At 65.2% G+C, this 18,165-nt stretch carries 14 protein-coding genes; 8 read left to right on the top strand and 6 right to left on the bottom strand.

Annotated features, from left to right (window positions below; translation table 11 throughout):
• Positions 1-319 precede the first annotated feature (319 nt).
• The 5 genes from LPA37_RS06230 to LPA37_RS06210 are packed head-to-tail and all read right to left on the bottom strand — an operon-like array spanning position 320 to position 6,474.
• Positions 320-2,827, bottom strand: a complete 2,508-nt coding sequence (locus tag LPA37_RS06230; RefSeq protein WP_407672491.1) for a glycosyl hydrolase 2 galactose-binding domain-containing protein — start codon at positions 2,825-2,827, stop codon at positions 320-322.
• Positions 2,828-2,872: 45 nt separating this feature from the next.
• Positions 2,873-3,940 (bottom strand): DUF1839 family protein, encoded by a 1,068-nt coding sequence (locus LPA37_RS06225; protein ID WP_407672488.1) that lies wholly within the window; start codon positions 3,938-3,940, stop codon positions 2,873-2,875.
• Complete coding sequence (locus LPA37_RS06220; protein WP_229012079.1) at positions 3,937-4,965, bottom strand: amino acid--[acyl-carrier-protein] ligase; 1,029 nt, start codon at positions 4,963-4,965, stop codon at positions 3,937-3,939. The genes LPA37_RS06225 and LPA37_RS06220 overlap by 4 nt, the downstream gene beginning before the upstream one ends.
• Before the next feature lies 1 nt (position 4,966).
• Entirely contained in the window at positions 4,967-6,226 is a 1,260-nt protein-coding gene (locus LPA37_RS06215; protein WP_228974641.1) for an acyl-CoA dehydrogenase family protein, read from the bottom strand.
• Positions 6,223-6,474: an acyl carrier protein gene (locus tag LPA37_RS06210; protein WP_228974639.1), complete on the bottom strand. Its 252-nt coding sequence runs from the start codon at positions 6,472-6,474 to the stop codon at positions 6,223-6,225. Before LPA37_RS06210 ends, LPA37_RS06215 begins: the two co-directional genes overlap by 4 nt.
• A 264-nt stretch (positions 6,475-6,738) precedes the next feature.
• Here LPA37_RS06210 and LPA37_RS06205 point away from each other — a divergent pair, with 264 nt between their 5' ends.
• From LPA37_RS06205 to LPA37_RS06170, 8 genes are all read left to right on the top strand, one after another.
• A complete protein-coding gene (locus tag LPA37_RS06205) occupies positions 6,739-7,272 on the top strand; it encodes a GNAT family N-acetyltransferase (RefSeq protein WP_228974637.1) in 534 nt (177 codons plus the stop codon).
• Between the two features lie 78 nt (positions 7,273-7,350).
• The gene (locus LPA37_RS06200; RefSeq protein WP_228974634.1) at positions 7,351-8,874 is read left to right on the top strand and encodes a hypothetical protein; all 1,524 of its coding nucleotides are present in this window, start codon (positions 7,351-7,353) and stop codon (positions 8,872-8,874) included.
• An 11-nt stretch (positions 8,875-8,885) separates the two neighbouring features.
• On the top strand, positions 8,886-10,064 hold the full coding sequence (locus LPA37_RS06195; RefSeq protein WP_407672490.1) for a glycosyltransferase family 4 protein: 1,179 nt from the start codon (positions 8,886-8,888) through the stop codon (positions 10,062-10,064).
• Entirely contained in the window at positions 10,061-11,215 is a 1,155-nt protein-coding gene (locus tag LPA37_RS06190) for a glycosyltransferase family 4 protein (protein WP_228974630.1), read from the top strand. Before LPA37_RS06195 ends, LPA37_RS06190 begins: the two co-directional genes overlap by 4 nt.
• Before the next feature lie 14 nt (positions 11,216-11,229).
• On the top strand, positions 11,230-13,659 hold the full coding sequence (locus LPA37_RS06185) for an NHL repeat-containing protein (protein ID WP_229012078.1): 2,430 nt from the start codon (positions 11,230-11,232) through the stop codon (positions 13,657-13,659).
• Positions 13,660-13,674: 15 nt separating this feature from the next.
• A complete protein-coding gene (locus LPA37_RS06180; RefSeq protein ID WP_229012077.1) occupies positions 13,675-14,799 on the top strand; it encodes a glycosyltransferase in 1,125 nt (374 codons plus the stop codon).
• A complete protein-coding gene (locus LPA37_RS06175; protein WP_228974624.1) occupies positions 14,796-15,743 on the top strand; it encodes a glycosyltransferase family 2 protein in 948 nt (315 codons plus the stop codon). Before LPA37_RS06180 ends, LPA37_RS06175 begins: the two co-directional genes overlap by 4 nt.
• A 23-nt stretch (positions 15,744-15,766) precedes the next feature.
• Positions 15,767-16,918, top strand: a complete 1,152-nt coding sequence (locus tag LPA37_RS06170) for a glycosyltransferase family 4 protein (RefSeq protein ID WP_228974622.1) — start codon at positions 15,767-15,769, stop codon at positions 16,916-16,918.
• A gap of 172 nt (positions 16,919-17,090) precedes the next feature.
• On the opposite strand, the gene LPA37_RS06165 is transcribed toward LPA37_RS06170, so the two are convergent.
• Positions 17,091-18,146 (bottom strand): glycosyltransferase, encoded by a 1,056-nt coding sequence (locus LPA37_RS06165; protein ID WP_228974620.1) that lies wholly within the window; start codon positions 18,144-18,146, stop codon positions 17,091-17,093.
• Positions 18,147-18,165: the final 19 nt, after the last annotated feature.

Below are 18,165 nucleotides of genomic sequence, written 5' to 3'. Positions count from 1 at the left end.
CCGGACCGTCCGCATCGCGCCATCGATATTTCCATCGGATGCAAGTCCTTGATCAGATTGGGTTCATGCCGTTCCGGAGACCTCGTGAGAGGGGTGACTCAATCCTGAAACACCCGCTGGCTGGGGACGGTCGTACTGCTTCAGGCGTGAGCCGGAAATGATTCAGAAGTGTTCCACCCGCTTCGTGCGCTGGCGCACCGAACGGATTTCTGGTGGGCAGCACCCGACAGGAAGGGCATGGATTTCGGGGAAGAGCCAACAGTGAGAGCGCAAGGATTGGTGCGCGTCTTGACGGCGTGAGGCACTTAATCCGTCGTGCTCAGCGGTAGAAGACAGGGGCGTGCGCATTGATCGCACGGATCTCGCCGTCGGGCGACACACCTGTATCGTTTGCGTTGAACGGCGTGAGTGGAACCCGCACGGGACGGTTGGGCGGCAGGTGAAACCAGTCCTGCCTCGCCCGGTAGTGAGCGTCCGAGATATGGACGTAGCGGGCGAAACGACGCGACTCGATCACGAGCACCCAGCCATCCGGGGTGGCTTCGGGTGTGGCGGTGAGGCCGAGATCGTGCCGTTCGAGCGCGCTGCGTTCAGGCAGATGGCAGGCTTCCGACCAGATCCTGCCGCTCGACGGATCGCGCAGCGTGACGATCGTCACGTCGTGTGCGCGCGGGCCGAAGCGGTACGCACAGGTGAAATCGAAGAACTGGCCGAGGCAGTCCGCCGCACCGATACGCTGGGTACTGCGCGGCGCGAGCACGACCGCGCGGGTCGCGGACGCGACGTCGACGGCGCCGTCGCGCAGGCAGACGAGATCCAGTTGCAGCGTCAATTTTCCGGCTGTCTCATTGATGAGATGCAGGTCGAGGCCATTCAATCCTTCGTCGGTGATGACGACCTGAACCGGCTGCAGGACCTGCGAAAGCCCATGCCACGCGCTTTTCGGCCGCCCCAGGGCATCCACGACGCCCCAGCCCGCGCCAGATTTCAGATCCTGCAATTGCCAGACAAGGCCGCCGCCGCACGGCGAGCCTGCGCGGCGCCATTCGGCGAACACATCGGTCATCAGTTCGGCCACCACCGCGCGCGACAGGTCCAGATAGCGCTGCGGGTCCTCGTAGCGCAAGCGGGCCGGCTCGATGCCATAGAGGGTACGCAGGTAATGGTCGCGGACGTCGTCGAAATCCCAGCCGGCACCCGGATCGCGTGGCACGGCGGCCTTCCAGCGCGGGTCGTGGGCGTGCATCGTGCCCGCGTCCCGCAGCGTGGCATCGTCCGGGACATTCGCGAAGGCGAGACATTCGGCGGCGAAACGAACCTGCGAGCGGCGCACGTCGTCGAGCGGACGCTGATAGGCGCCCACGCCGTAGTAATGCGTGATCCCCGTGCGGGTCGAAAACGGCCATACGCCGCCCGACGGCGAATTGGTCACGTACGGCACATCGGGCCGTTCGCGTTCGACGATCGCGGGGAGGTGTTCGGTGAAAAGTGGTTGCACGCGCATCGAAGGCGGCAGCCCGAACATCGCGGCCTGCTGGTCGACCTCGCTGCCGCCGCACAGCACTGCAAGCGATGCGAAACGCCGCGTGCGGGCCAGAAACTGCGTGGCTTCGAGCGTAATCGACGCGATGAAATCACTGTCGGTGGGGTAATCGAAGTTCGCGAATGCGAAGTCCTGCCAGATGAGCATGCCGTACTCGTCCGCGAGCCGGTAGAACGCGTCGGATTCGTACACCATCGTGCCGCCGACGCGCAGCATGTTCATGCCGGCGTCGCGCGCGTGCGCAAACGCTTGCGCGAGCTGTTCCGGCGTGCCGGCGAGTGTCACGAGATCGGCGCTTGTCCAGCAGGCGCCGCGGCAGAACACCGGTGTGCCGTTGATGCGCAACGCGAAGCCTTCGCCGTCGTCGCCGCGCGCGACGTCGATCGTACGGAAGCCCACGCAGCCGAGCGCGATCGACGTATCACCGAGTTGCAGTTCGATGTCATGCAGTCGGGGCGTGCCATGCGTATGCGGCCACCACCGTTCGACGTGCGGCACGCGCAGATTGCCGCTGAGCGTGTGCGCACCGGTCCATTGAAGAGACGATCGGGCCGTGCCGCAATTCAATACCGCAAGTGTCGTGTCTGGTTGCGGATGGACGAATTCGAGCGTGACAGAAACGATACCGTCGTCGCCATCCAGCTGCGTGCGCAGGTCGACCGTATCGATCGCGGCAGGCGCGTCGCCCAGTTTTTCGATCGCGCGCCACGGCCCGACTGCCTGCAACGGCGGACACCAACCCGGCATATAGCCCAGCAGCGTGGTGCGAACATTGCGCAGCGTCGGCGGTGTGACGAGCCGCGGTCGCCAGCGTGCGCGCGAGCGGCGCGCGGCGAGGAGCGGCGCCAGCGAGCGGAAACACAGCGAAAGGGTGGCTGCGCCATTCAGTTCAAATTCGACGTCGTGAGCGACGAACATCGAATCGGAGGTGAGGATCTTCCGGTCGTCGAGCCACACTTCGGCGAGGGTCGCGAGGCCATGCAGACGCAGACGCTGCGGGCCGTTTCCGGCAAGCGGCAGACAATACCAGTGATCGTCGGCAGCGAAGGCGGGCGGGCGTTCCGCGTCGAGTCTGCCGGCGCCGCGCCACGCGGAGGCGATCGTGCCCGGTACCTGTGCGGGCAGCCAGCCGGTAGCGGGCAGACCGGACGGCGACGCGCATGCGCCGGCCTTCGTCGTCAGGCATTGCCAGCCGTGTTCGAGCGGCTGCGGCCAGACGCTGTCCGCAGGTTTGACTTCCACCGCAAGGGTGGGCGCCGCGCCGTGCGTCGCCCGTTCAGACAGATCGTTCAGCGAGGCGCGCACGGCATGTCCCGGCAATGCAGCGCGTCACAGCGCGAGCGCGGCGAGCGGCGGCAGCGTGTTCTCCCAGGCGGCCTCGAGCACATCGAAGCAGTCGTCGCACGGATCGCGCCGGCCACGCGCCATGGCGCGCACGAGCCGGAACTGCATCACCATCGCTTCCGACGCGATAGTCTGCGCCGACGCCGGAATCGCGTCGGGCACGTCGAAACCCTGCGCCGTCAGCCATAGCAGATACTTCGACAGAAACTCGAAGTTCGCGCCGAGCTGCCGCATCAGATTGAACGAATACGGATGAAAGAACGGTTCACCGCGTTCGAGCAGTGTCTCGAGATGGGCAGGAAACGCCGCACGCCATTGCGAGATCGGATTGCGCAACGGCCGGCGCGCCAGATGCGCGCACAGCAGTTCCGCTGAGGCTTCGGCCAGTGCCGTACCCTCCAGTGCTGGCCGTGCCTGCTTCGCGAATTCGACGTACGGGAAGAGCAGATCGGGCCTGTTCGAGAATTGCGGCAGCTTGCGAAACACGCCGTCGTAGTCTTCGCCGCCGAGTGAGTGATACCCGGTGTTATGGAAGTAGCCGAGGTGGCGGCTGGCAGGATCGATGAAGTCGATACCGATGGTCGTCTTCGGATGTTCGCGACGATAGGACGTGGCGCGCGTGTTCGGCAGATAGAAGCCGTCGACTTCGACGAGCACCGTGTGGCCGCGCTGCGTCTGGGCGAACACGCGGTCTTCGAGCGAGTCGTAGACCGCCAGTTCCTGCACCTGCGTGCCATACAACCTTTCGATGTCTTCGAGCGGAAACTTGAAGAACGTGAACTGGTCGCCCTCGAAGTCCTGCGTCACCGTGAAGGCGAACGCCGCGCGCGGATCGAGGCCGAAACCATGCAGCAGTTCGATCCACAGATCGACATAGCAGTTGGTTTCCTGCCAGACACGGTCGCCCTGATGCAGCGCATGCGATGCATGGCTGCGCGCGGGGCGGGCCGGCGCGATGACGGGCGCAACGGGTGCCACCGTGTCGACCCGCATCGAGGCGGGCGGCGAGACGGCTGCCGGGCCGTTCCAGACGGTCGTGAGCGGGGGCGTCATGCGTTCGCTCCGGCAAGGCCATGAGCGACGCGGGCTTTCGTGTCGCCCCACAGCACCGCGCGCACGTCGTCCGGCCACGCGTTGACGTCGAGGCCGTGGTGGCGGAAGAGCGCCAGCGTGATCCGCTCCATGCCGAAGCCGACGCAGCCTGTGTGCGCGACGGAACCGTCCTCGCATCCGATCTTCCAGATCGCGCCGAAGTGGTCCATGTGATAGTTGAACGACAGGCAGGCCGTCTTGCTTTGCGCGTTCGCGACCGGGATCAGCAGTTCGAACTTGAGCGCCTGCGCACGCTGGCTGTCGGCGATGATCTTGCCGCCGCGGCCAAAGAACGGATCGTTGGCGAGATCGACGTCGACCGGCAGGTTCAGCAGCGTGACGAGCAGCGAGCCGCGTTCGATCCACATCTGACGGAACGCCATCACCTGTTCCGCGTTGCCGAGGCGCACGTATTCGCGCTGGCGGAACATCTGCATGCGCGCCGGATCGAGCGACGGTTCATGCCGGAAGCAGTACGACAGCACGTCGATCGTGCGGCCGCCGGTGGGCAGCGGACCGCGTCGCGCCATCACCGGGTAGATCGGGTAGCACGCAGCCGGCGTCAGCACCACGCGCGTCGGCTTCTGCTGCGACATCCATTCGTCGTCGCGATCGTCGTCACTTTTTGCCATCGCGTCGTCGAGGCAGCGCAAGAGGCGTTGCTGACCCGCGTCGTTGCCGCAGAACGAGTGGATCGTGCCGGCGAGGTCCGGAAAACTCTTCAGGTACTCGCTGTCCTCGAAGTCCGTGCGGCGCATCGCGGGCGGGAAACGCAGCACTTCAGGCTGCTGGTCTGCGCCGAGATGCGTGATCGCGACGTTGAGGCGGTCGATCACGTCCTCGAAGACCTGGCTGCGGCCATACAGGCCGTTTTCTCCCGTGTCGATCAGAATGCCCTTTGCGAGCAGTTCGTCGCGAAAGGTCGGCGCGGCCGCTTCGTCGGGCTGTGCGGCGGCGAGCGCCGCGGCGTCGGTCATCGTGTTCATGTCAGGCTCTCCCCGGTGCGGCCGGACGCTGCGCCAGCAGCAGGCTCGCCGTGTTTTGCGCAATACGGTCGTTGTTGATCATCAGCGGCGCCGAGTGCAGGTCGCGCAGATGGCGTCCCACGCTGTATTCGGTGCCGTTCTTGTAGCCGGCCATGCCGCAGATCATCAGCACTTCCTGAACGACCAGCAGCGCGGTCGACGAAATGCTCGTCTTCAACGTGTTCATGTCCGAGGCAAAGCCGAGCATCGCCGACAGCGGCGCATCGGCCTGGCAGGCGCCGTGTTTCGCCTGATGCGCGGCGCGGGCGGCGTCGAGCGCCACCGACAGGCGCGCCTGCATCATCTGCAGCAGGCCTACGGCTTCGGCGAGGCGCAACCCTGCCGGCGGCACGGAACCGGGCTTCGAACGCGCCTGGGCGCGGAAAAACGCCTTGGCGCGATTCACGGCGTCGGTCGCGATGCCGGTCCATACCGACGCCCACAACGTGTGCGAGACGGGCAGCATGGTCTGGTCGGCGATATCGGCGAACGGTGTCGGCAGGATCTGTTCGGCAAGACCGGTGGCGACGAGACGAAAGCCCTCGCTGCAGGTGCCGCGCATGCCCATCGAATCCCAGCCGCCACGCTTTTCCAGCTGCGTTCCGGCTTTCAGCGCGACGATCAGCACCTGGTCGGCGGCAGCCGATTCGGCCGTGCGGCGCGCGGTGACGAGAATGCCGTCCGCGTGTGCGCCATACGAGATCGTCGGGGCGAGCTTTTCGATGCGAAAGCGCGCGCCGTCGAGTTCGACCGCGCAGGCGCTGGTGCGCATGTTGCCGCCGATCGTTTCTTCAGACGTAGCCGACGCAAGCAGCCATTGCTGCTCGACCAGCTGCGCGAGCAGGTTCTGCTGCCATGGCGTTTCGCTGCCGTGTTCCTCGATGCACGCGACCTGGATCTGGTGCATCGCATACACCATCGCGGTCGACGCACAGCCCTGCGCGAGAATTTCGCAGATCGCGGCGACGTCCGCGAGCGACAGCCCGGCGCCGCCGAAGCGGGCCGGCACCATCGCCGACAGCAGGCGTTCGCGCTTGAGCGCATCGAACGCTTCAACCGGAAAGCGCGCTTCGCGATCGACCGAATCGGCGTGCTGGGCGGCGATCTGCGCGGCACGCTGCGCGGCCGCGCGCCAGCCGGGCTCCGGTTCGACGGCGGCGAGCGCCGGTGTCGCGGGCGCATCCGCCGTGGGCGCGGCGGTCTGCATGAGCGGGGCGTTCATGCTGCCGCCTTCGCCTGTTGCAGTTCGGTGATCGCGGCGGCCAGCGAATCGATGCTCGAAAAGAGCCGGCGGGTCAGCATCCGGTCCGGAATCTCGATGTCGAATTCGTCTTCGACCGCCAGCATCAGATGCACCGTCGCGAGCGACGACAAGCCGGCCGCGTAGAGATCGGCGTCGTCGGCCAGGGTATCCGGCGGCACGTCGAGACGTGTCGATTCAGAAAGAATGCGTCGCAGTGCGGTTTTCATGGAAAGCGGCCCCCTCGTTGAGCTGTCACAAATGCCATCGCGTCGTTGGTTAACCGTGCCCCGGCGCCACCGTGGCCCTGCGGCCGCCGACGTCGCCAGTCGGATCCGGCCGCGCATGGCACGCCACGAGCCGGTTGTCCGTATTTAACGGATTGCGAAGCACCAGCGTCAGTGCGATTCCGCACGGAACCAGACCGGTCGCGGACGTAACGTGTCGCCATCGCAACGAACAAATCCGGTATTACGAACGGTCTGGGAGTAGAGATGAACTGGAAAACGCTGGAATTCGAGCAGCTCACCGCGCGGGAGATCTATCTAATCCTCCGGGCGCGGAGCGCTGTATTCGTCGTCGAACAGTCGCATGTGTATCTCGACGCGGATGGTCACGATGAACGTGCGCTCCATGTCTTCGCGGTCGAGGACATGTCGCGGCCGATGCCGGTGGTGGCCTATGCGCGTATCCAGCCCGGCGATCTCGAAGACCCGGAAGTGGTGATCGACAAGGTACTGACGAGCCCGGTGCGACGTGGCGACGGCACGGCGGAGATGCTGATCGAACGGGTGCTGGCCGCGATCTCGGAGCGCTGGCCCGGACGCGTCATGCGTGTGACGGCGCCGGTTCGTCTGAAGAGTTTTTACGAGCAGTTTGGCTTTCGCAAGACGGAAGGACCGTTTCTCGAGCACGGTGTGCCGTTCATCGGACTCACGCGTCAGCAACGCGGCGGGCCGGCGCTGTTCAACGGCCTGCGCCGTGAGCGCGCCGGGCTCGTGGTTGTCAATACATTTGAACTACTTTGACGGCGACGCGGCTACGCGTCGTTCCGCGATGTCCCGCGTTGCGGAATGTCGCATTGCCGTCCATTCCGGGGAGTGTGCATGTTGAGTTCGCCTTCCACGCTGCCGCCGCCCGCGCGCGCGTCGCGGATGCTGCCGGACGGGCGCAGTGGAGAGGCCGCGCCAGCCGTCCGTACGATGACGGGGACGCGGCCGGCCTTGCGTCGCCCGCTACGGTTGCCGCTGGCGCTGTTCGGCGTGACGGCGGTGCTGCTGATTGCCCACCAGGGGCGGCTCGTGGAAATCTTCTTTCCGCTCGGCGCGTTCCTCGTCGCGTTGAAGTTCTACCGCAGCTCGCCCGCGCACTACCTGGGGTTCGTCTGCTGGCTCTTCTTCCTTTCACCCGAAGTGCGCCGGCTTGCCGACTTCATGAATGGCTCGTTCAATCCGAAAAGCCCGGTCATGGTGGCGCCGCTCATCGCGGTCGCCCTGTCGGGGCTGACGCTTGTCACGGATTTCCGCGCGCTCGGCCAGCGCCGCGCCGCGCCGCTCGTGATGATCATGCTGGCGCTCTTCTACTCTTTCATCGTAGGGATGGTTCAGGTCGGACCGACGGGCGCAGCCTATACGCTCGTCAACTGGCTGTTTCCGGTTCTCATCGCATTCCAGATCGTCGTGACGTGGCGCGAGTACCCGGTCTATCACCGTGTGCTGTTGAAGACCTTCGTCTTTGGCGGCGCGGTCATGGGGCTGTATGGCGTGATCCAGTACGTATCGCCGCCGCCCTGGGACGCGTTCTGGCTGATTGCCTCGGGTATGGAGTCGGAGGGTGCGCCCGTCCCGTTCGGGATGCGCATCTGCAGCACGATGAATTCGGCCGGTCCGTTTGCCGTCGTGATGATGGCCGTGCTGCTGATGGCATTCGCGGCACGCGGCAGGATGCGCGTCCTGATGGTCGCGGTTGGAATGCCGGCGTTGATGTTCACCGCCGTGCGCAGCGCGTGGGGCGGTCTCATCATCGGCCTCATCTATCCGTTGATGATGCTGGACGGCAGAAGCCGGATGCGGCTCATCGGCGGCGTACTCGGTTTTACGATCCTGTGCTCGCCGGTTGTGATGATCGACCAGATCTCGGATCCGCTGATCAAGCGCTTCGACACGATCCAGGATCTCGGCAACGACAACAGCTACCAGGTGCGGGCGCAGTTCTACAAGGAGTTCCTGTCCTCGGCGCTGGAGGACATCGCCGGGCAAGGGCTCGGCACGACGGGTCTTGGCACGAAACTGTCCGCCGACGATTCGACCCAGCTCAATGTCGCGTTCGACAGCGGCCTGATGGAAGTGCCTTATGTGATGGGCTGGCCCGGCACGCTGCTGTATGTGAGCGGCATTCTGATTCTCATGTGGCGCGCGTTTCGCACGAGCCTTGTCTGCTCGAAGGACCGTTTCGGGATTTCTGGTGTCGGCGTCGCGCTCGCCATCGTCGCGATGATGGTGTTTGTGAATACGCTGACCGCGATGCCCGGCATGTTCTTCTTTCTTGGCGTGATCATGCCGGTGATCGGCTTGCGCTATGCGCGCGAGTCGCGGGGCACGGCACCGTCACCCGCGAAGGAGCCGTCATGACCGGCCGGCGCATGCGAATCCTGATCGTGACGCACGTCGTCGCGAAGAACGACGGCCAGGGGCGGGTCAATTACGAAGTCGTGCGGGCCGCGCTCGCGGCGGGTCACGCAGTGACGCTGCTCGCAACGCGCATCGCGGACGAACTCGACGCTCATCCCGATGTGCGTTTCGTGCCGGTCGAAAAGAGCCGCCTGCCGACGCGTCTTCTCCAGTATCAGGTCTTTGCGTGGCGCAGCGGCATGTGGATCCGTGCTCACCGGCGCGAATTCGACGTGATTCATGTGAACGGCTTCATCACATGGGCAGGCGCCGATCTCAACGCCGTGCATTTTGTGCACGACGGATGGTATCGCAGCGGCTTTTATCCTTATCGCTTCTTTCACAGCGCGTATCACGCGTATCAGGTTTTCTACACGCGACTCAACGCACGGCTCGAAAAATGGGCATTCCGGCAAGCGTCAATCGTGGTGCCGGTGTCGGAGAAAGTCGGCGCGGAAGTGCGAGCGCTCGGCATCGACCCGGCGCGCCTGCACGTCATTCACAATGGCGTGGACGTCGATGAATTTTCTCCCGGCACGTCGCAGCGCGCGCGTTTCGGGCTCCCCGGCGAACCCTTCCTGCTGCTTTTCGCGGGCGATCTGCGCGTGTCCCGCAAGAATCTCCAGACCGTGTTGCGCGCGCTCGTGCTCATGCCGCCGCATGTCCACCTGGTCGTCGCCGGGATTCTCCGCCACAGCCCGTATCCGGCGCTGGCGGCTTCGCTCGGCGTCGCCGGACGCGTGCATTTCACGGATCTCGTCAAGGACATGCCGGCGCTGATGCGTTCGGTCGATGCCTTCGTCTTTCCTTCACGATATGAGCCGATGGGGCTCGTGCTGCTCGAAGCGCTTGCCGCCGCGCTACCGGTCGTCACCGTGCGCACGGCGGGCGGCGCAGAGGTGATCGGCCCCCACTGCGGCATCGTGCTCGATTCTCCCGATGACGCAAGCGCGCTTGCCGCCGCGATCGGCGAGCTTTGCGGCGATGAAGCGCGGGCGAAGCAGATGGGCGCCGCCGCGCGCGAGTGCGCAAAAGGGCTGGGCTGGCAGACGATGGCGGACCGTTATCTGACGCTCTACGAGCAGATCGTCGCGCGACGGGAAGCGGCACGTCTGCCGGCTTCGACACCCCCTGTGTCGGCCGGGTCATGAGCCCGACAATCGATTCCCTGCAACTCGGCATGCACTGGTTCGGCGAGCGGCCTGGCGGCCTTGACCGCATGTTCATGGCGCTCGTCAAGTCGTTGCCCGCGCAGGGTGTGAATGTGCGTGGGCTGGTCGCGGGCAGTCCTGCCGTGCGTGAAGCGTCGGGCGGTGTGGTGGAAGCGTTCGCGGCGGCACAGTCGAGGCTCGGGACGCGGCTGTGGGCCGCTCGCGTGCATTCCCGCCGGCTGCGGGAAATCCGCATGCCCGATGTCGTCGCGACTCACTTCGCGCTTTACACGATGCCCACGACGGGCATTTTCCGCAGTGTGCCGAAAGTGGTTCATTTCCACGGCCCCTGGGCAGACGAGTCCGGTTCGGAGGGGCGAGGCCGCCTTTCACGCACCGTGCGGCATTCGCTCGAACGGTTCGTCTATCAGGGTGGTACCCGGCACATTGTGCTGTCGAACGCGTTTGGGGATCTTTTGCGGACCTCTTACCGCGTGCGCGAGGACCGCATTCACGTGGTGCCCGGCTGCGTCGACGTGAACCGTTTCGATACGGGCGTCACGAAACGCGACGCGCGCGAGCGGCTCGGTCTGCCGCTCGACCGGCCGCAGCTCTTTTGCGTGCGGCGGCTCGTGTCGCGCATGGGGCTCGAGGACCTGATCGACGCGATGTTCGTGGTCAAGCAGGCCGTGCCCGATGTGTTGCTGACCATCGCGGGCAAAGGTCCACTGGAGCCGGCGTTGCAGGCGCGTATCCAGATGCGCGGTCTCGAGAAGCAGGTGCGGCTCGCCGGTTTCGTATCCGATGAGGCATTGCCGCTCTGGTTCACCGCGGCGGATGTCACCGTCGTGCCGACCGTCGCGCTGGAAGGCTTCGGGCTCACGACCATCGAATCGCTCGCAGCGGGTACGCCGGTGCTGGTGACGCCGGTCGGCGGCCTGCCCGAAGCCGTGACGCCGCTTTCACCCGACCTGGTCTTGCCGTCGGGCGGTTTTCACGCGATCGGCAGCGGACTGTCCGATGCGCTGCTCGGCCGGCGCGTATTGCCCGATGCCGAAGCCTGTCGTGCCTACGCGCGCGCGCGCTTCGACCATCCCGTCGTGGCAGCTCAGGTCGCCAGGGTCTATCGCGAAGCCATCGACGCTTTCTGAGCGGAATGACAGCCATGCCACGCATCGGACGACGTACCTTCGATTACCTTGTCTTCACGGGTGCGCTGTCGCTGCCGTTGCTGGCGATGTTTCTCGGCGCGGGGCAGGGTGGCGCGGCGACGAGTCCGGCGGAAACACCCGGGGCTGCGTCGCGCATTGTCGCCACTGCCGCTTCCATGTCTTCCACACCGGCTGCGATCGACATGGAGGCCGCGGCTGCCGCAACGGTTCCGCGGGCGCTGGGCGTCGTCGCGCGCCCAGGGCTGTCGTATCGCACGTCGTGGATCGGCAATACCTGGGGTTACGCAAACCAGCGCTGGGTCCAGATCGACGTCGCGGCGATCGCCGTCACGCCGGAGGGCGATGTATTCACGAACGCCCCCTGGGACGAAGGCGGCGGCGAGATCGGCCACTATCGCGACGGCCAGCTGCTCGGCTACGGCGGTGAGTCGCATAGCTGGGGCAAATCCGGCGGTGACGCCATCGCCGTCAACAACGATTACGTTTTTGTCGCGCAGCTCGTATCGAGCCAGGGCGCAAAGGCAGCCATCGAGAAAAACCTGCCGCCGGAGGGCGTCGAATGGTACGGCGTGTCCCGTCGCCTGCGCTCCGACATCCGCAAGGGTGTGCCGTTCGAAGGGCAGATGAACTGGGCCGGCAGCCCGAACACGTTCCTGCGCATCGCGACCTCGCCGGCGAGTGAAGACCAGTCGATCCACGGGCTCGCCGCGGATGCGACGACGCTTTTCGTCTCGAACATCGCGGAGAACCGCGTCGAGATATTCGACGCGCGTTCGATGCAGCCCACCGGCAGCTTTCCGGTTCACGAGCCAGGTCGTCTCGCGCTCGCGCCGGACGGTTCGCTGTGGATTATTGAGGGCATCCGCACAGACGGCCCACGCCGGGTTGTCCACTATAAACGCGATGGCACTCCGACCGGCGAGCTGACGTTGCCCCCGGACACGGTGCCTGTGGATCTGACGCTCGACGCGCGTGGCCGTCTGTTCATCGCGGACAACGGCCCGCGTCAGCAGGTGCTGATCTTCACGGCTGCGGATGCGGCGCTCGCGCCGGACCACAAGCTGCCGGACCAATCCGTTCACGGGGGAAGTTCCATGCGACTGTCGGCGACGCTGGGCGAAACAGGCGGGATCTACGCCGGCCGGGCCGGCGCGGTGGGGCCGTTGCGCTTTAACGGGTTGACGGGCGTCGGCGTGGATCGCGCCGGCAATGTGTACGTGTCGATGAACAACTGGGGGCCGCGTGGTTTCGACAGCGGCACCGGCCACAACGATGGTGCGCTGATCGAGAGCTATACGCCGGACGGCAAGCGGCGCTTCAGTCTGCAGGGTCTGCTGTTCGTCGATGGCGCACAGTTCGCCGGTGGCGATCCGCCGTCGGTGTACAGCGGCAGCAAGCGCTTCACGCTGGATCTGTCGCGCCCGCCCGGGCAGGAGTGGTCGTATGCGGGCTATACCGCCGACCGCTTCCATTACCCGTGGGACCCGCTTTTTCATATGCGGCAGGGCAATCGCGGGATGCCGCTCGTGCGCGATGTCGACGGGCGGCGTCTGTTGTTCACGATCGATATGACGTCCGAGTGCTTGCGTATCTACCGCTTCACGTCCGATAGCGAAATCGCCATCCCGTCGGGCATGTTTTCCGGGTCTCATATCGCCGGCGCGTGGCCGCCGAAGCAGCCGCCGGCTGGCGAATGGATCTGGCGCGACACCGCGGGCAAGGGCCGTTTCGCAGTCCGCGATTTCGAGCAGACCGCAGGCGCGAAAAACGCGCCGACGCTCGGTGGCTGGTGGGTCGATGAACGCGGCGCCGTCTGGGAAGCGACTGAATCGACGGGCATCCGGCGCTTTCCGCTCGAGGGTTTCGACAGCACCGGCAATCCTGTCTATCACTATGCATCGATGCAGTTGTGGCCGATGCCGTCCGGATTCACGCGCATCGATCGTCTGAACTACGTGGCGGCGGATGACACGCTGTTCGTTTCCGGCTCGACGCCTGAACGGCCGTATGTGTCGAGCAACTGGAACAGCGCGGGCTCGACGCTCGCACGCTACGACCACTGGACGAGCGGACACCCGGTATTGCGTTACATGATCGATCTGCCGGACCAGGGGCCGCCGGAGACTCAGGCAATCAATGGTTTCGCTGTCGAGGGCGACTATATCTTCGCCGCCGAAACGATGACCGGCATCGTGCGCGTCTATGAGCGCGCAACCGGCCGCGACGCGGGCCGTCTCGTGCCCGGTCCGGAAGTCGGCGCGACGAGCGGCTGGATCGACGTATCGATGCCGGTTACCGCGCATCGTCTCGCCTCGGGTGAATACCTCGTGTTCGTCGAGGAGGACGCGCACGGCAAGGTCATGATGTATCGCGTCACACCGCCACCGCATCCGGTCGCCGTGTCCTCTCTCACTGCTCACTGAACCCGCGGACGACTCATGAAAATCGTTCACCTCGCCAATCACGTGCGAAACACCGGAAATGGCATCGTCAACATGATGATCGATCTCGCCTGCCTGCAGGCCGACGCCGGTCACGAGGTCACGGTGGCATCGTCGGGCGGCGGCTTCGAGGAATTGCTTGCCCGTCACGGTGTGCAGCACATCGTACTGCGCCAGGCTCGCGAGCCGTGGCGCATTCCCGCGATGCTCGCCGGCTTCAACCGGCTGCTCGCGCGCATCGGGCCGGACGTCGTTCACGCACACATGATGACGGGCGCGCTGCTCGCGCGCTTCGGCTCGATACGTCGCGAATACATCCTCGTGACAACCGTGCATAACGAGTTCCAGAAAAGCGCCTGGCTGATGCGCTTTGGTGATTGTGTCGTGGCCGTGAGCGAAGCGGTCGGCGCGTCGATGAGCCGGCGCGGCGTGCCGCGGCAGCGCATTCATGTGATTCGCAACGGGACGATCGGCACACCGCGCTTCGCGGGTGTGCCCATGCCGGCATCGCCGGCGCTCGCGCATCCGAATATCGTGACCGTCGCGGGCATGTCGCAGCGCAAGGGCATTCAGGACCTGCTGCGTGCGTTTGCCCAACTCATCACGCGGATGCCAGGCGCGTCGCTTTACCTGGTCGGCGAAGGTCCCGATCGTCAGGCAATGGAAGCGCTCGCGGAGCAGCTCGGCGTGGCCGGGCAGACGCATTTCACCGGCTTCATCGCGAATCCGCGCGCGTATCTGGCCGAGGCCGATGTATTTGTGCTTGCTTCGCACAAGGAGCCAGGCGGTCTCGTGCTGAGCGAAGCGCGCGAAGCAGGGTGTGCGATCGTCGCGACGCGCGTCGACGGCAATCCGGAGATGCTGGACGGCGGCGAGGCGGGTCTGCTCGTGCCGCCGGCGGCACCGGAGGCGCTCGCGGCCGCGCTCGAGGTGCTGATGAAGGATGAAGATGCGCGCAGGACACTCGCAAGACGGGCGCGGCACAACATCGAGTCATTCAGCGCGGCGCACGTCTGCGAAGCGTATCTGTCCCTGTACGAACGCACGCTCGATGCACTCGGTCCTCGCCCGGCGGCGGTGCCGATGCGGCGTCCCGCTTCTCCCGACGGAGTCGTACGATGAACACCTTCACGAAGGATCCGGTTTCTCCGGACTACGTCGATCCCGCTCATGCGCCGGCTTTTGGCGTCTGCGTGACGACGATGAGCCGCGTCGACACACTGGCCGCCTGTCTCGACAATCTTGAGCGCTGCGTGCCGCGCGCGGACTGCGTCGTCGTCAGCGACGACTCTCCGGACGCCGCGACACGCGCGGCGAATGCAGCGGTCGTCGCGCGGCATCCGGGTGTGGTCTATCTGGAAGGGCCACGCCGCGGTGTGTGCGCGAACCGCAACAATGCGATGCGCCACTGCCTCGCTCATCGGCCCGAATGCGACTATGTGTCGTTCGTCGACGACGACATCCAGCTCGCGGTGGATTTCTTTGCGGTCGCGCGCGATCGCCTTGCGCAACTACCACCAGCAAGGCGCCATGCCGTGATTCTGACGGGCGGCGCGTCGAGTGGACCGCACATCCATGAATGCCGGCCGCTGCGCCTTTCGTTCATGGGCTACTTCACCGAAGGCGATGCGCCGCAATGCGTGAACATTCACGCGGCCGTATTTCCGGCGGCGCTGTTCCGTCATGACGAGTGGGACGAAAACATCTTCTTTGGCATCGAGGATGCGGAACTGCTGCTACGGGCGCTGCGGACCGGCCACTCGATCGAGCTCGTGCCGGCGCTGCGTGCGCGCGATACGCTGCCGGGTAGCGGAGTCCTGCACAACCGCGATCCGCGCGGCGGACTCACGCGCTATCAGGTGAACTGCGAAGCGGCCCGACTCTACGTCGGCATCAAGCGCTATGGACGGATCGAACCCGATGTGCTGAAGCTGTGCGCATTCACGAGCTGGTATTTCATCCACCTGTTGCTGTATCTGGTGCGCAGAAAATCGATCGGCTCACTGGTGCCGATCATCCGCCGTTCCAATGTCGCGCGCGTCGTTGGCCCGCGCAAGGCGATCTGAGACGCTCACCCTGCAAAAATCCCATGAACATTCTTCTCTCGATCCATCATGAACTCGACGGCAGCACGGGCGCGCCCGGCGTGACCGTCAAGCTTGCCGAAGCACTCGCGCAACGGGGACATCGCGTCACGACCGTATCGTTCGACAACATCGGCTGGGCGCGTGGAAAACTGCGCGCCATTCTCTTTCCCTGGTTTCTGTTCGGGCATGTGCTCGCGCATCCGGAATACGATGTACTCGATCTGTCATCGGGAGACGGCTGGGTCGTCAATCTTGCACGGCGCCTGACAGGATGGCGTCGACATCAGTTGACCCTGACGCGCAGCCATGGTCTCGAACACATGGGCCACGATCTGTTCGTCGAGAGCTGCAAGGATGGTCACACCGCCATGTCGTGGAAATATCCGATCTACGGCGGCGGCTACCGGCTGTGGGAGTGCCGCCGCTCGTTCAAGCTGGCGGATGTGTCGCTGGTCCTCAATGAGGCCGAACGCGAGTATGCGGAGACCCGCTTCGGTGTCGATGCCGCGCATATCGAGAAGATCGGCAACGGCATCGACGAGTGCTTCGCGCGCGTCGCGCGGCACCTCATCGCCGGCACCTCCGCAACGGCAGGGCCGGTCAACGTGGCGTTCGCCGGCCGTGCGGTCTTCTGGAAGGGATTTACCTATCTGACCGAGGCCATGACGAACGTCCTCACGCGCTATCCGCACGTGAATCTCGGCCTGTTTGGTACGGGCAGCACCGAGGCCGAGGTGCTGGCCGCATTTCCAGAGGCGGTCCGCGCGCGGATCACAGTCGTCCCGCGCTATGACAACAAGGAACTGCCGGCGCTGCTTGGCGGCTATCAGGTCTTCGCTTTCCCGTCGCTGACCGAAGGATTCGGCATGGCACCGCTGGAGGCGATGGCCTGCGGACTGGTGCCGGTCATCTCCGACATCCCGGGGCCTCGTGAATACATGCGCGATGGTGTTAACGGGATTGTCGTGCCGCCGCGTGACGCGAACGCACTGGAAATGGCGATTGCCGGCGTGATCGACGATCGCGAACGATGGCTCGCGCTGCGCCGCGGCGCGCTGGCAACGGCTGTCAACTACTCGTGGACCGATCTCGCCGCCCGCTTCGAGCTGCTGTATTGTCAGCGCCGGCAACGCCGGATGCCGGTACGCGCCTGACGCTGACGGCGGGTCCTTGCGCCTTGCGGCACGAGCCTGTCGTCGCCTGGATGGCAACGACGGGCGCGTACTGCTTCAGTTGCCGCGCGCGAGGCGCGGCCGTGCCCGGACACGTGCACCGCGACTGACAACGTTTTGGGGCGACACGCTTTTCATCGCCCGCCCGCTTCGTTCAGGATTTCGTTTCCACACTGGTGGCTTCCTGCGCCGGCATCGCCCGTCGGGGCAACGGTCTCCATACTGCGCAGAGATCTTTGGCAAAGGCCTGGAGCGGCGGGCGCACCGGATTGAAGCGATACAGTCCCAGCACGCTCAGCCGGGCGAACAGGTAGAGTCTCGCGGGCAGACTGGTTGCCCGATACAGCGCCGCACGCGCCAGCAGGAAATCGCGCGTTCGTTCATACCGGCGGGCCGCTTTTTCCAGACGTTCCCGCCAGCGCGCATCGGGTGACGATGCGGCCAGTTCATGGAACACCTCGCTGTAGCGCTGCGCGAGCGCGGCGTTGTCATGATAGGTCGACGCACCGGCGGTCGTGACCAGGTGCCATCTGTTCTTCAGCGTCCGTGGCGCCGCTCCGCAGGTGTTCACTTCGTGCTGCCGGTACAGCGTCAACGACTTGCGGATGTACCTGACTGTCCCCACCGCGTCGGCGATCGTCGAGACCCATTTGTCGTGAGCCGCCTCGAAACGGTTGTTGTGCGCGTCGGGAAAGCGGGAATGGGCAAGCAGGGGCAGCAGCGCCGCGTCGAATGCGATGCACAGTCCGGCGAAGAACCCGAGCGGAGGAAGGCGTTGCGGCCCGTTGCCGCGACGCACACGGCAACGGGCGGCCACGCCGGCGATCGGGCGTAGCGCGGCATCTACCGTTTTCACGCCATGTGCGACCATCGATACGCCCGGGCGTGAAGCCGCGTGCACGATCTGTTCGAGCTTGTCCTTGAGCCAGACGTCGTCCTGATCGCAGAACGTGATCCAGTCGCCCTGGCATAACGACGCGGCGCGAAGGAAGTTGTCGGCGAAGTTCAGGCGTCGGGGGTTGCGGTGGATCCGCACAGGAAACGGCGCGTGTTCAGCAAACCCCTGGACGATGTCGAGCGTTTCGTCGGTCGATCCGTCGTCGGTGACGACGAGTTCGTACGGCAGCAGCGTCTGGCCGGCGAGACTGTCGAGCTGCTCCCGGATGTACCTTGAGCCATTGTAGGTGGCCATTGCAACGGATATACGCATGACGATGTGTCCGATGAAA

The sequence above is a fragment of the Paraburkholderia gardini genome (assembly GCF_907164545.1).
GTDB lineage: Bacteria > Pseudomonadota > Gammaproteobacteria > Burkholderiales > Burkholderiaceae > Paraburkholderia > Paraburkholderia gardini.
The sequence above is the reverse complement of the archived record's forward strand: the minus strand, read 5'-3'. Positions and strand labels throughout refer to the sequence as shown.

What these genes read in the sequence shown, in the direction of transcription:
- LPA37_RS06225 (WP_407672488.1), bottom strand. Translation starts at nt 3,940, where the DNA reads ATGACGCCCCCGCTCACGACCGTCTGGAACGGCCCGGCAGCCGTCTCG.
- LPA37_RS06220 (WP_229012079.1), bottom strand. Translation starts at nt 4,965, where the DNA reads ATGAACACGATGACCGACGCCGCGGCGCTCGCCGCCGCACAGCCCGAC.
- LPA37_RS06215 (WP_228974641.1), bottom strand. Translation starts at nt 6,226, where the DNA reads ATGAACGCCCCGCTCATGCAGACCGCCGCGCCCACGGCGGATGCGCCC.
- LPA37_RS06210 (WP_228974639.1), bottom strand. Translation starts at nt 6,474, where the DNA reads ATGAAAACCGCACTGCGACGCATTCTTTCTGAATCGACACGTCTCGAC.
- LPA37_RS06205 (WP_228974637.1), top strand. Translation starts at nt 6,739, where the DNA reads ATGAACTGGAAAACGCTGGAATTCGAGCAGCTCACCGCGCGGGAGATC.
- LPA37_RS06200 (WP_228974634.1), top strand. Translation starts at nt 7,351, where the DNA reads ATGTTGAGTTCGCCTTCCACGCTGCCGCCGCCCGCGCGCGCGTCGCGG.
- LPA37_RS06195 (WP_407672490.1), top strand. Translation starts at nt 8,886, where the DNA reads ATGCGAATCCTGATCGTGACGCACGTCGTCGCGAAGAACGACGGCCAG.
- LPA37_RS06190 (WP_228974630.1), top strand. Translation starts at nt 10,061, where the DNA reads ATGAGCCCGACAATCGATTCCCTGCAACTCGGCATGCACTGGTTCGGC.
- LPA37_RS06185 (WP_229012078.1), top strand. Translation starts at nt 11,230, where the DNA reads ATGCCACGCATCGGACGACGTACCTTCGATTACCTTGTCTTCACGGGT.
- LPA37_RS06180 (WP_229012077.1), top strand. Translation starts at nt 13,675, where the DNA reads ATGAAAATCGTTCACCTCGCCAATCACGTGCGAAACACCGGAAATGGC.
- LPA37_RS06175 (WP_228974624.1), top strand. Translation starts at nt 14,796, where the DNA reads ATGAACACCTTCACGAAGGATCCGGTTTCTCCGGACTACGTCGATCCC.
- LPA37_RS06170 (WP_228974622.1), top strand. Translation starts at nt 15,767, where the DNA reads ATGAACATTCTTCTCTCGATCCATCATGAACTCGACGGCAGCACGGGC.
- LPA37_RS06165 (WP_228974620.1), bottom strand. Translation starts at nt 18,146, where the DNA reads ATGCGTATATCCGTTGCAATGGCCACCTACAATGGCTCAAGGTACATC.